Raw genomic sequence first — 12,035 nt, forward strand, 5'->3', positions numbered from 1 at the left:
AAATTATCTCGTTAAATCCGGTTGTTATTATGTGGTTTTGGCCTGCATAATAGCAAGTGCTTGATTGCAACTTATGTCTGCAATTTCCCGATCTCAGGCACAAAATTTCCGATTTCGATGGCTTTTACACAAGGTGTGGAAAAACTCGCCCGCAAATTATCTATTAAATTGGTTTGATGACAAAACTGAGCGCGGATTATGACATGTTTTTTTCATCAGCAGGCAAGTTCCGCCGTTGTTTCTGCAATTGTCGAATCAACCGGAATAGCCGAAGCTGCAAAGTACAATTAATACAGGCATACAGGAATATCTTATGGGTCCGCAGACAGACAGCGTCCAGTCCTCTCCGTCCTTACCGGCAAAAACGCAGATCGCGATTATCGGCGGCGGGATTATCGGTGTGTCCACGGCACTTTATCTGGCGCAGCGCGGTATTCCTGTAACCCTGCTGGAAAAAGGTGTGATTGCCGGTGAGCAATCCAGCCGCAATTGGGGCTGGTGCCGTCATACCGGCCGCGACAGCCGCGAAATGCCGCTGATTGTTGAGAGTATGAAACAATGGGCGCAGATGAATGCGCTGACCGGCAGGGAAACCGGCTTCCGCACCACCGGCATCGCCTTTGCAGCGGAAAAAGAAGAAAATCTGGATAAATGGCGCGAATGGGTGAGCATTGCCAAAGAGCACGGCATTGACAGTCAGGTTGTAGGCAAACAACAGGCCGAAGCGCTGGCACCCGGCCTGCAGCGTTCACTCTATGGTGCGCTCTATACCGCGGCTGACGGCCGCGCAGAGCCGCAAAAAGCAGCGCCTGCCATTGCAGAAAAAGCGCGCGAGCTCGGCGCTGTCATTATGCAAAATTGTGCCGTGCGCCGGATTGAAACCACCAATGGCCGCGTCAGCACTGTAATTACCGAACAAGGCGCGATTGAGTGTGAAGCTGTAGTGATTGCCGGCGGCAGCTGGTCCCGTCTGATTTGCTCTGATCTGGGTATTACCCTGCCGCAACTGAAAATGCGCTCCTCGGTCTTGCGCACCACACCGGTTGAAGCCGGCGTTGAGTCTGCCATCGCCTTTTCAGACTTCGCACTGCGCAAACGGATGGATGGCGGCTATACAGTTGCCAGCCTCTCAGGCAGTATTGCCGATATCGTGCCGGACAGTTTCCGCTTTCTGCCCAAATTCATTCCTGCATTGCGCACTGAATGGAAAACCGTACGCCTGCGGTTCGGCCAGCGCTTTATTGAAGAAGCTTTTGAGTGGAAATTACGCCCCGCAGATCAGACATCTATCTTCGAGAAAATCCGTATTCTTGATCCGGAGCCGCATAAAGCTGGCAATCAGGCCGTTTTCAAAGCGCTGCAACAAGCTTTGCCTGCCTTCAGAAATGTACAAATCGCCCAGCAATGGGCAGGTCTGATTGATACGACGCCGGATATTGTACCGGTCATCTCGCCGCTGGATCATCTGCCGAATTGCATTGTCGCCACCGGGTTTTCCGGCCATGGCTTTGGTATCGGCCCCGGTGCAGGAAAACTGATCGCCGATATGGTGACCGGTGAAAAGCCCGTTGTTGACCCTTCACCGTTTCATATCAACCGCTTCAGCGATGGCTCAAAAATCCATATTGAAATGTGGTGATATGCCAGAGCGGCTCCGGTTATTATTGAATCGGCAGAACCGCTCTGACTCTTTATTTTAATAAGCATCTCATCCGATCGAAACGGGATAAGAAAACAGTCCGCCGGACTGTTTTCCCCGCGAAGGCGCTTCGCACTTTTCGGGATGCGCTCTAAATTAAGCGCATCAAATACAACCCTGCCATCAGGGCTGCTGCCCCAAAAATCACAGAGGACAGGATATAAGCCAGTGCCGTGCCAATATACCCGCTTTCCATGAGCAGCACTGTTTCCAGTGAAAAGGCAGAGAATGTCGTGAAACCACCCATAATACCGGTGGTAAGAAACAATTTCCAGTTCTCCGCGAGGCCGCTACGCGCTGAAAAATAGCCGATAATCAGCCCCATCAGCAGAGAGCCGGTAATATTGACCGCAAATGTACTGAGCGGAAACATTGTCAGTGCAGAGAAACGTGACAGTAGCAAACCGGTGCCGTAACGGGCTGCCCCGCCGATCCCTGCTCCGAGAAAAACAATCAGAAAATTCATATTGCTCCCCTGACCGCTTCTGTTTTTGTCAGCTGTTTTCCTGATCGCTGTCGTCAACCGGCTTGCCGGGAATGACATAAGCATCTGACAGCCAGCGGTTTAAGTCGACACTGCGGCAGCGCGGCGAACAAAACGGATAAGAGTCGCGTATTGAGGGTTTTCCGCATTCAGGGCAAGGCCGCGTCGGACGCAACGGCGTCACATTTTCATAGGAGACGGCAGGTTTGTCTTTATCCGCCATCACACTTTGCCTTCATGCCACTGGTCATAAACCGGAAAATTTTCACCTTCCAGCAATGCCTGCGTTTCATGCAACGGCAGGCCGACAATATTACTGTAGGAACCGACCATTTTGACAATAAAACTGCCTGCCAGCCCCTGAATAGCATAGCCGCCAGCTTTGCCGCGCCATTCACCGGAACTGATATAAGCATCCATCTGGCGGCGGCTGAGCCGGTCAAAGCGCACACGGCTTTCAACCAATACCTGACGCAGGCTGCCTTTCGGCGTGACCAGACAAACACTCGTAAAAACTTTATGGGCACGGCCGGAAAGCAGGCGCAGACAATCAAGCGCCACATCCTCACTCTCCGCCTTAGGCAGGATCTGCCGTCCCACGCCTACCACAGTATCGGCTGCGAGAATGAAAGCGGATTTATAATCCGCATCATTCTTCAGCTTGTCCTTGGCTCTTTCTGCTTTCTGTTTTGACAAACGTTTTGCCAGCGAACGGGGATGTTCCGAACGCTGTGGTGTTTCATCAATATCAGCAGGCTGCAGAAATGCAGGCTCAATACCGATTTGCGCCAGAAGCTCAATGCGCCGCGGCGATGCCGAGGCCAGTACCAGAGGATAGGACATTGTTGTCTTCATGGTCAGATATGAGTCCGGCAGCAGAAATTTTATTTAAAGCGGTAGGTAATACGACCTTTGGAAAGGTCATAAGGGGTCATTTCCACCAGTACCTTGTCGCCGGCCAGAACGCGAATGCGGTTTTTACGCATACGACCAGCCGTATGAGCGATGATTTCATGTTCGTTTTCGAGTTTTACCCGAAACATAGCATTCGGCAAAAGTTCCGTTACAATACCCGGGAACTCAAGGACTTCTTCTTTAGCCATACGTAACCTGTCTTTTAGTTTAATAAATCTGCATCATGCAGAAGGTCTGAATTTGCGCGGAACCTATATGATTAGAGTCCGTTTGTGAACAACTGAAATGGAGAACTGTTAAAAGCTCTGCTGAATCACAGAAAACGTTCAGTAATTTTCTGTTTTAAACGATCGCGAACGTCGCGGTAGGCCGATAAACGCTGCTCCCGTGAACCGGTGACCAGTGTCGGATCAGGCATCGGCCAATATTCCACATTGGCCGCAAAACTGCGCATCCGCTCCAATACCACATGATGTGCCTGCGGTGTCAGCGTAATAATCAGGTCAAAATAACCGTCATTCAGCTCTTCCAGTCCGACAGGCTGTCTTTCATTCAGTGACAACCCCTCTTCCTCAAGCACCGCATCCACAAACATATCACGTTCACCGCGTGTTACACCCGCTGATGCGACATAGGTTTTGCCCCGCAGCATGGAACGGGTGAGAATCTCCGCCATCGGCGAGCGTATCGCATTCATTCCGCAAACGAACAGAACGGAAGCCGGTTTTTTGACAGTGACAGCATCTGCATGAGCATCCGGTAACGGATCAGGAATTATGCTCATCCGTCACCCGCGCCAGTGCAACACACAGACAAGCGTAAACAAACGCCGTGCCGTATCGAAATCAAGGTCGATCTTACCTTCAAGCCGGTTCATTAAGGTCTGAGAACCTTCATTATGCAAGCCGCGCCGCCCCATATCAATCGCCTCAATACGGCTCGGCGTTGCCGAGCGGATGGCTGCATAATAGCTTTCGCAGATCAGAAAATAATCTTTGACCGTTTTACGCAGCGGAGACAGCGAGAGAATATGCGTTGCCACAAGCTCCCCTGCCTCACGCGTAATATTGAAGATCAGGCGTTTTTCAACCAGTGACAAACGCAGACGATAAGGCCCGCCATTACTGTCACCAACCGGAGAAAAACTGTTCTCCTCGATAAGATCGAAAATAGCGACGGCCCGTTCATGCTCAATATCCGGCGTAGACTGGCCGATTGTCTCGTCCAGTTCCACATCGATCAGCCGGGCATTGTCACTTTTTCCGGTCATCACTCTTTACGCAGGCGGTATACAGAAAACCTGCCCGCTGTCCCTCATTCATCGTTACATATTCAGTCGTCGTGAAATCGACAGACCATGTGCCTGCAATCCTTCAGTTTCAGCCAGCGTAATCGCGGATGGCCCGAGAAGACGCAACTGCTCTGCACCCAGTTTTAAAAGCGAGGTGCGTTTTACAAAATCCATCACCGACAGACCGGAAGAGAACCGCGCGGATCGGGCTGTCGGCAGAACATGGTTCGGCCCGCCGACATAGTCACCGATCGCTTCCGGTGTATATTTACCGATGAAGATCGCACCGGCATTACGGATTTTCGGCAGCAGACCATCCGTATCAGCCACTGCGATTTCCAGATGCTCGGCAGCAATACGGTTAATCAGCGGCACAGCACTGTCAAAATCATTTACCAGAATGACCGCACCAAAATCCTGCCAGCTGGCACGGGCGATTTCCGCACGCGGCAAGGTCTGCAACTGACGTTCCACCGCATCTTCCACCGATTTGGCGAAATCCGCACTGTCGGTCAGCAGAATTGACTGGGCAAAAGCATCATGCTCGGCCTGCGCCAGCAAATCCGCGGCAATCCAGTCCGGATTATTGTCACTGTCAGCCACAACCAGCACTTCTGACGGGCCTGCAATCATATCAATACCGACTGTGCCGAAAACCAGACGTTTTGCGGCCGCAACATAGGCATTGCCAGGACCGACGATTTTAGAAACCGGTTTGATGGTTTCAGTCCCGTAGGCCAGAGCTGCAACAGCCTGCGCACCGCCCACACGGTAAATCTCTGAAACACCGGCAAGATGCGCAGCCACCAGCACCAGAGGATTCAACACGCCATCCGGTGACGGAACCACAATAACGATACGCTCAACGCCCGCGACTTTAGCCGGAACCGCATTCATCAGCACCGAGCTCGGATAGCTGGCTGTGCCACCCGGCACATAGAGCCCGACCGATTCAACAGCTGTCCAGCGTGAGCCAAGCTCAACACCGAGTGTATCGGTATAATAATCGTCTTTCGGCAGCTGACGCTTATGATAGGATTCAATCCGGTCGCGCGCCACAATCAGCGCATCAATCACAGACTGGTCAGCATTTTTAACAGCTTCCTGTACTTCCTCAGCCGTCACAGCAATGCCGGTCTTTTCCAGATCAATCCGGTCAAAACGTTTGGAATAGTCGATCAGTGCATGATCGCCGCGCTCGCGTACCTGCTGCACGATCTCACGCACGGCACGGTCAACATCTTCTGAAACTTCGCGTTTGCCTGCCAGAAACGCCGCAAAACGGTTTTCAAAATCTGCGGCACTTTGTATGAGCGTCTGAACCACGCTAACCCCTCATTTCGTCATATTATCAGCAGCTATATGATCCGGTTTATTGCCGGTTTCCCAGGCAGGTCCCAGATCAGCAAGGCGCATTTCAATCACTTCAACAGTAAGACGAATGGTCTTATCTGCTGCAAAAACCAGTTCAATCACACCGGAAGGCGCATCAGCCGGTTCAAAATTAATCGCCAGCAAAGACAACACATCCTGTGGTGCGGTGCGGTCGATATTCTGTACACGTACCTGCGTTACACGGTCAAAATGCAACACGCTGCGGCGGCGCTCATAGCTCTCTTTACCGCGTGTGCGCACAGGCTGCTGTTCGCGGGCAAAACGGTTGCAGGCAAGAATAAAACGCTGCTCCGCAGGGCGGTAATCCAGATCGCCGACTTTCAGAACCGCATCCTGCATATGTGCAGAAATAATCTGTAAGTCTTCCTCATCCATTGCCACAAGCTTGAGCATTCGCAATCATTCTCCTTGAGCATTTCAATTCGCTAAGAACGGTCTATGCCATTGATATAAGCACTTAACAGTAAAAAGCACTACTGATTAATAGCAAACCCCGACCTGCGACAACAGATCGGGGTCTGGTTCAGAAAAACCTGCAAACAGATTAACCGCTGATGCGGGAAACCTCGGCCCCGCAATTAGACAGCTTCTCTTCCAGACGTTCAAAACCACGATCCAGATGATACACGCGGTTCACAGTGGTTTCACCTTCTGCCGCCAGACCTGCAATCACCAGTGTTGCAGAGGCACGAAGATCGGTCGCCATCACCGGCGCACCCTTCAGGCGTTCAACGCCTTCAACCGTTGCGGTTTGGCCGGACAGGGAGATTTTTGCACCCAGACGCGCCAGTTCCTGCACATGCATGAAACGGTTTTCAAAAATCGTTTCCGTAATATGCGATGTACCTTTGGCTTTGGTCATCAGACCCATGAACTGCGCCTGCAAATCGGTCGGGAAACCCGGGAACGGATCGGTCGTAATATTCACCGGCTCAATGCCGTGACCATTGCGCACCACGCGAATGCCGTTTTCCACATCGGTGATCTCTGCGCCGGTCTGGCGCACGACATCCAGTGCAGACTGCAACAGGTCAGATCGGGTATTCTGCAGAACCACATCACCGCCGGTCATGGCAACAGCCATGGCATAGGTGCCGGTTTCAATACGGTCAGGAATCACGCGAACACGCGCGCCATTCAGGCTGGTTACACCCTGAATGTGAATAGTCGGCGTACCCGCACCTTCAATTTTCGCACCCATGGCATTCAGGCATTCTGCGAGGTTTACCACCTCCGGCTCACAGGCCGCGTTGTGAATGATTGTATCGCCCTTGGCGAGACAGGCAGCCATCAGCGCCACATGGGTCGCACCAACAGAGACTTTCGGGAATGTGAATTCAGCTCCGACAAGACCCGAACTGGTTGTTGCACGGGCATAACCGTTTTCAATCTCGATCTTTGCACCCAGTGCAGTCAGGCTATCGAGCATCAGGTCAACCGGACGTGTGCCGATCGAGCAGCCGCCCGGCAGCGACACAATCGCTTCACCGGCACGTGCCAGAAGCGGCCCGATAACCCAGAAGCTGGCGCGCATTTTAGCAACCAGTTCATAAGGCGCGGTGGTGTCGACGATATTCTTCGTGGTGAAATGCACAGTGCGCTCATAGGAGCCGTTCTGATGTTCGCGACGGCCGTTGACCGAATAATCCGCACCGTGATTGCCGAGAATGCGTGTCAGCAGCTCTACGTCCGCCAGATGCGGCATATTTTCAAGCGTCAGCGTTTCATTGGTCAGAAGCGATGCAATCATCAGTGGCAGAGCTGCATTTTTCGCGCCGGAAATCGGGATAATGCCGTTCAGTTTGTTGCCGCCGGTGATTTTAATACGATCCATAATTTTTCACTTTCACGGCAATGTCTTCCGGCACAAAACGCATTCCCTGCATTTGTCGAGACAGCCTGTTTTCAGACAGCCACAGCAGATGCTGCTTCTGTCCTGTTCCGGTTTTTCTGTTACAGATATCTTTGCCGTGCAAAGTCTGCGCTGATATTGATGCTGCCATAAAGCAGTTTGGTGCCAACACAACAGTCTGATTCAATCAGAAATGTGTCTTTTATTCTAAAATCACACTTTTCATTAAAGCCATGATCCGTCTGGCAGCTTTGCATTATGCGGGAGGCTCATAATGCAGCCCCGAACTGTAAATATTCAGGCTTTCGTCTTCCGGCCATGATCCTAAATTGAAAAAGTTTAGAAATATCATCCGGACGAGGTATTCAGTCAGTCTCAGTCTTACCGGCAGCAGGCAATCCTTCGCCGCGCTCATCTTCCGCACCGGAACGTCTTGAACGAATCTGCGCTTTACGGCGCATAAGATTCGCACGCAATTGTTCAGAACGGCGCTTAGCACGCTGATCTGCTTCTGCTTTTTGGGATGGGGTATCAGGCTTATCAGTCATTATGCGGTTCTTTTACACCAGCAAACCTGTTTGGAAAAGCATACATATGCACAGGTTTGTACGGTTTTTGTATTTTAAGCAAAAGAAATGCATTTGATGGCTTGCGGTTTCACGAATCTTATGCCAGAAGTCCGCCGCAACGGACAGTATGCTGCGGTAGCTCAGTGGTAGAGCACTCCATTGGTAATGGAGAGGTCGAGAGTTCAATCCTCTCTCGCAGCACCAGTTTTCCTAGCTTTTCCCAAACATTTAGATTTTTGAATATGCATAGCTGCGCATAGCTATACGCATGTAAGTGGCAAGATTCTGGCAAGGTTTGTTCTACAACCGTTTTGCACGGCATTCGCCCGAATCGAATCTTGCCCTTCCCGTCATCCACACTGATTCACAGCCTCAATTAGCGCTCCCGAATCTTCCTTGACTCTTTTCTCGGAAGAGAACATTTGTAGAACAGAATTGAATTTTTAAAAACTTACCGACCTTTTGCGCACTCGTTTGCGCCACAGAGGAGTGCGCCTAAATGGGCAACTGGAAAACCAATTACAGGGTCAGTGATTTATCTGACACTCAAAAGCTGGAAATGATCTGTAAAAAATGCAGCAGGCTTGTTTACATTAACAAGGCCACAATCTGCACAGCCAAAGGACGCGAACAATTATATCTGGATGAGATAGAGAAACGCGCCCGATGCAAGGCACGGGGCTGCAAAGGTCAAATGCGCATGGCCATGGTTCGGCAGGATGAAATGTCCGGCTTTACCGGAGGGCTGGCATGATGCCAACTTTACGCAGCTTAAGTCACCTTGACCTGTTGCGCCTTACCTGCGGAGGCTGCGGACGGATCAGAGATATCCCGTCGCGTTTTATGGCCATGATGTGCGGTGAGAATACCGATATTAATACGCTCCCCAACAGACTGCGCTGTCATGTTTGCAGCTATCGCGGCGCGAGTAACGTGGATATCCTTGCTGGTCAAGTCGATCTGCAAGGATCGTATTTTATTTATCAGGAGGATGACGGTATGAGGAGACTATTTTGAATGAGGACTCAGCACAATGAGCGATGATACCCCGCCATGGGAAAGCAAACCTGCCAAACAGGAGGCACTCTATATCCATTGGTGCATGCACGAGGGTTGTAAGAAATGGGGTAGCTGGGGATTTAACGGCCGCTATGGCGTCGAATGGTTCTGCTTTGAACACAAAGACGATGGCGCAAAAACGCCGAAATGAACCAAGGGCACGATCCTGCGTTTCTTAGGAAGCGAGGATGGAATGTGCAATCTCTATAAAATTAGAATGCATAGCGCCCAGCTGAATCAACGCGTCTAGACGTTCGTTGGCAAAAAAGTAAGATTGGCAATATAATTCCGCTGAAGCTCAGGCAAAAGCAAATACAGCTGGCATATTAAAGGGAAACTTTATAAAGCCATTTATAATGGCGCAATAAAGCGTGATGGATCAGTAATAACACAAATGCGATCTATTTAATTATGGGCTATATAAGGAAATCTAAATGCAGTTTGATGCAATCTTGCATGACGTTCTGATACCAAATTTTTGTAGCAAGACTAACAATAGTTTTATACCATCCGACATTAAAGCGACATCCGTTAAAGTTTCTGAAATCGATAAAGCGGATTTTGCCAGAGCCTGGAATGCTGGCCTCATTAAGTATGTCGGATCAGGAAAATATAAGGCTGTAAAGGGAGGGACCGAGGGCTTTTTTTCGTCTGGCCCTAAATCTGTTACACCAAGAACATTTTCCCTTTCCGTTGAGCCAATTATTACGATTGGTGTACTTGCAAGACTTCACTTTGATTTTGAATGGCCGGCGCACCTCATTGGCGCACAATCAGTTGACTGGGCTTTTGATGCCATTACTCAAATTTCCGACGATTCCCGCGATGAGTACATCGCCTGTGAAGTAAAAAAAACACGTAGAGAAATTGATAGCCTCTTGAAACTAATGCATCAATACGCCGCCATTCCAGAATTAGATATCCTTACACTCAAGGATACAGAGAAAAATGCCTACAAAAAAGTTACCGCCCTCCGTAGGCGTAAGGCACCAATTTTTTGGGCGGTAGGGCCCGATCGTTACGAAATGGCATTTAGTGTCGAATATACGGGAAATAGCGCTATTACGTTTAAGCCGATGCCTCTGAAAGCATTAAGCTATTCAGCTGTGAAGTTTAGTGATTGATGGATAACATAAGCGTGAATAAAGCGCTTTTGCACGGGATTTAGTCACCATATAAAAGGCAGCCTTTAAGCTGCCTTAGCGTTACACACAAATAACCATGATATAAAGTATCATACACTCCATCCTACAAAGAGCTGCAGCGGCCACTATCGCCGAGCAAATTGATTAAAACGCAGTAAGACGGCTATTTTCGCTCCTGTGTCAGCACCGCAAGAACCTGATCTAATCGCTTGTTTGTTTCTCTCGTACTTTCCCTTGTCTCGTCTTTCAATTCCTTCATCCCTTCGCGCAACTGGTTTACATGCCCGTCGAGATCAACGCGGCGCACATAATCATCACGCGTTCTATTGATCCGCTCGTGTAAAGCATCATCACCGGCCTTAATTGATGCAGCCAGCGACCGGAATGAAGCGATCAGAGCAATGATGAATGAAACTGCCATTGAAGCAGATATCCCGATCAGCCATTTGATATCCTCCCCCATCACCAGCACCCCGCCTTTTTCCCATAAGCATTGTGACCGGCAACGCCTTTACCTGCATTCATGTCATTGCCTGCCAGATAGACTGCCGTTTCCGGTTTAATGCTGATCTTCTGCCAGCCTGCGCAATTGTTCGCACTGGTCGCGCAGCCCGCCAAGCTCAATACACAGAGCAACACTATCCATATTGTCGATCGTTTCATTAATCCCTACCCTGTTCTGGATTGCTTGCGTGACAGCTTGAGCAGCTTTTAATGCCGCATCCTGTTTGCCGTCATGTTGCCCGAGCGCATAAAAAAAGAGGCCTGAAACTGCCCCTCCGATAACCGCACCAGTGATGTGTTGAAGACTGATCCTCATGCTACCTGATCCTGCATACGCTTGATGAGGAAATATGCACCAACAGCGAATGCCCCAACCATGATGATTGCAAGCGCCCACTGCATGGGACCGGTACCAGAGGCCATACCGCCAAGACCGGATAAAAGCCCCCCAACAGATGCCCATGCCTCTGGTTTTTTCAGCGTTTCCGTGATTGACTGATCTTTGGGGTTGGCTTTTGCTGAGTGGATGGGGGCATCTGTAGTTGGTTGCATTCCCCGTATGATATGACGAGCCTGCGATACCACTGCTGATACTCGCTTTTGCCAACCCCGCCCGAACACCGACCACGTTTTCAAGGTTTTCATGAACCGCAGACGTTCAGCGGCATAAGCGTCGATCAGATCACCTTTGTAAGCATTGACCGCAGCGACAGTCTGGCCGCCAACAATGCCATCCGCTGTCACGCCAACCACGCGCTGCAGCGATTTAACCGCCTGAGCGGGGCCACTGTTCACGCCATAGTCAAAAGCCATGAAATCGATACCGACCGGCAGCAGATCACCGCCGGATTGCACCCAATAGGAGCGCCGATAAATCTTTGCAGCTTCTTCTTTGGATAAGGCTTTGACCTGAGCGGGCGAAACGCTAGACACGCCGCGATGCGCGGCTAATGTCTTGTGAGTAATGCCGTATTTCGTGGCACCTCCCGGGTCTTTCGGATTATTCACATATCCGCCCTCATGACCAAACATCAGGTCAAGCGCGGTCGTTAAGGTCTCACGCATAGCGTTCCTTTCGTAAGTACAAGCAAGATCGCCGCGCCAGCTGGCACGGTTTTATCC

Annotated in this window: 18 protein-coding genes and 1 tRNA gene; 5 read left to right on the top strand and 14 right to left on the bottom strand. The window is 50.5% G+C overall.

The window, feature by feature from the left end:
* Window positions 1–313 precede the first annotated feature (313 nt).
* On the top strand, window positions 314–1,639 hold the full coding sequence (locus F7P81_RS12170) for an NAD(P)/FAD-dependent oxidoreductase (protein ID WP_151159691.1): 1,326 nt from the start codon (window positions 314–316) through the stop codon (window positions 1,637–1,639).
* 151 nt (window positions 1,640–1,790) lie between these two features.
* Here the strand turns inward: F7P81_RS12170 and crcB are convergent, their stop codons facing one another.
* The 10 genes from crcB to F7P81_RS12220 form a co-directional block, all read right to left on the bottom strand.
* Window positions 1,791–2,165 carry a fluoride efflux transporter CrcB gene (crcB, locus tag F7P81_RS12175; protein ID WP_121993571.1) on the bottom strand — a complete coding sequence of 125 codons (375 nt, stop codon included), beginning with the start codon at window positions 2,163–2,165 and terminating at the stop codon, window positions 1,791–1,793.
* A gap of 28 nt (window positions 2,166–2,193) precedes the next feature.
* Complete coding sequence (gene yacG, locus F7P81_RS12180; RefSeq protein ID WP_151159692.1) at window positions 2,194–2,406, bottom strand: DNA gyrase inhibitor YacG; 213 nt, start codon at window positions 2,404–2,406, stop codon at window positions 2,194–2,196.
* The gene (locus F7P81_RS12185; protein ID WP_246176112.1) at window positions 2,406–3,026 is read right to left on the bottom strand and encodes a Maf-like protein; all 621 of its coding nucleotides are present in this window, start codon (window positions 3,024–3,026) and stop codon (window positions 2,406–2,408) included. The genes yacG and F7P81_RS12185 overlap by 1 nt, the downstream gene beginning before the upstream one ends.
* A gap of 41 nt (window positions 3,027–3,067) precedes the next feature.
* On the bottom strand, window positions 3,068–3,286 hold the full coding sequence (infA, locus tag F7P81_RS12190; protein ID WP_022709174.1) for a translation initiation factor IF-1: 219 nt from the start codon (window positions 3,284–3,286) through the stop codon (window positions 3,068–3,070).
* A 125-nt stretch (window positions 3,287–3,411) separates the two neighbouring features.
* Window positions 3,412–3,882 (bottom strand): arsenate-mycothiol transferase ArsC, encoded by a 471-nt coding sequence (locus F7P81_RS12195; RefSeq protein WP_151159694.1) that lies wholly within the window; start codon window positions 3,880–3,882, stop codon window positions 3,412–3,414.
* Between the two features lie 3 nt (window positions 3,883–3,885).
* On the bottom strand, window positions 3,886–4,368 hold the full coding sequence (locus tag F7P81_RS12200) for a UPF0262 family protein (RefSeq protein ID WP_022709172.1): 483 nt from the start codon (window positions 4,366–4,368) through the stop codon (window positions 3,886–3,888).
* 54 nt (window positions 4,369–4,422) lie between these two features.
* Entirely contained in the window at window positions 4,423–5,715 is a 1,293-nt protein-coding gene (gene hisD / locus F7P81_RS12205; protein ID WP_151159695.1) for a histidinol dehydrogenase, read from the bottom strand.
* Between the two features lie 9 nt (window positions 5,716–5,724).
* Window positions 5,725–6,183, bottom strand: a complete 459-nt coding sequence (locus F7P81_RS12210; RefSeq protein ID WP_151159696.1) for a DUF2948 family protein — start codon at window positions 6,181–6,183, stop codon at window positions 5,725–5,727.
* Between the two features lie 145 nt (window positions 6,184–6,328).
* Window positions 6,329–7,618, bottom strand: a complete 1,290-nt coding sequence (gene murA, locus F7P81_RS12215) for a UDP-N-acetylglucosamine 1-carboxyvinyltransferase (protein WP_022709169.1) — start codon at window positions 7,616–7,618, stop codon at window positions 6,329–6,331.
* A 383-nt stretch (window positions 7,619–8,001) separates the two neighbouring features.
* On the bottom strand, window positions 8,002–8,184 hold the full coding sequence (locus F7P81_RS12220) for a hypothetical protein (RefSeq protein WP_022709168.1): 183 nt from the start codon (window positions 8,182–8,184) through the stop codon (window positions 8,002–8,004).
* Window positions 8,185–8,334: 150 nt separating this feature from the next.
* Between F7P81_RS12220 and F7P81_RS12225 the strand changes: the two genes are divergently transcribed.
* Together F7P81_RS12225 and F7P81_RS12230 are read left to right on the top strand one after the other, a co-directional pair.
* Window positions 8,335–8,409, top strand: a tRNA-Thr gene (locus F7P81_RS12225).
* A 295-nt stretch (window positions 8,410–8,704) separates the two neighbouring features.
* Window positions 8,705–8,959, top strand: a complete 255-nt coding sequence (locus F7P81_RS12230) for a hypothetical protein (protein WP_151159697.1) — start codon at window positions 8,705–8,707, stop codon at window positions 8,957–8,959.
* 17 nt (window positions 8,960–8,976) lie between these two features.
* Here F7P81_RS12230 and F7P81_RS17235 read toward each other — a convergent pair whose 3' ends face one another.
* Window positions 8,977–9,111, bottom strand: coding sequence for a hypothetical protein (locus tag F7P81_RS17235; protein WP_281348909.1), 135 nt, complete (start codon window positions 9,109–9,111; stop codon window positions 8,977–8,979).
* A 127-nt stretch (window positions 9,112–9,238) separates the two neighbouring features.
* Between F7P81_RS17235 and F7P81_RS17115 the strand changes: the two genes are divergently transcribed.
* Together F7P81_RS17115 and F7P81_RS12235 are read left to right on the top strand one after the other, a co-directional pair.
* Window positions 9,239–9,415 (top strand): hypothetical protein, encoded by a 177-nt coding sequence (locus F7P81_RS17115; RefSeq protein ID WP_170265271.1) that lies wholly within the window; start codon window positions 9,239–9,241, stop codon window positions 9,413–9,415.
* Window positions 9,416–9,698: 283 nt separating this feature from the next.
* Window positions 9,699–10,388, top strand: a complete 690-nt coding sequence (locus F7P81_RS12235) for a hypothetical protein (protein WP_151159698.1) — start codon at window positions 9,699–9,701, stop codon at window positions 10,386–10,388.
* Between the two features lie 184 nt (window positions 10,389–10,572).
* Here F7P81_RS12235 and F7P81_RS12240 read toward each other — a convergent pair whose 3' ends face one another.
* From F7P81_RS12240 to F7P81_RS12250, 3 genes are all read right to left on the bottom strand, one after another.
* Window positions 10,573–10,872, bottom strand: coding sequence for a hypothetical protein (locus tag F7P81_RS12240; RefSeq protein ID WP_116088193.1), 300 nt, complete (start codon window positions 10,870–10,872; stop codon window positions 10,573–10,575).
* Window positions 10,873–10,968: 96 nt separating this feature from the next.
* On the bottom strand, window positions 10,969–11,229 hold the full coding sequence (locus F7P81_RS12245) for a hypothetical protein (protein WP_151159699.1): 261 nt from the start codon (window positions 11,227–11,229) through the stop codon (window positions 10,969–10,971).
* Window positions 11,226–11,978 (bottom strand): glycoside hydrolase family 108 protein, encoded by a 753-nt coding sequence (locus F7P81_RS12250; protein WP_246176113.1) that lies wholly within the window; start codon window positions 11,976–11,978, stop codon window positions 11,226–11,228. Before F7P81_RS12250 ends, F7P81_RS12245 begins: the two co-directional genes overlap by 4 nt.
* Window positions 11,979–12,035 lie beyond the last annotated feature (57 nt).

The organism is Pseudochrobactrum saccharolyticum, from assembly GCF_008801715.1.
GTDB lineage: Bacteria > Pseudomonadota > Alphaproteobacteria > Rhizobiales > Rhizobiaceae > Pseudochrobactrum > Pseudochrobactrum saccharolyticum.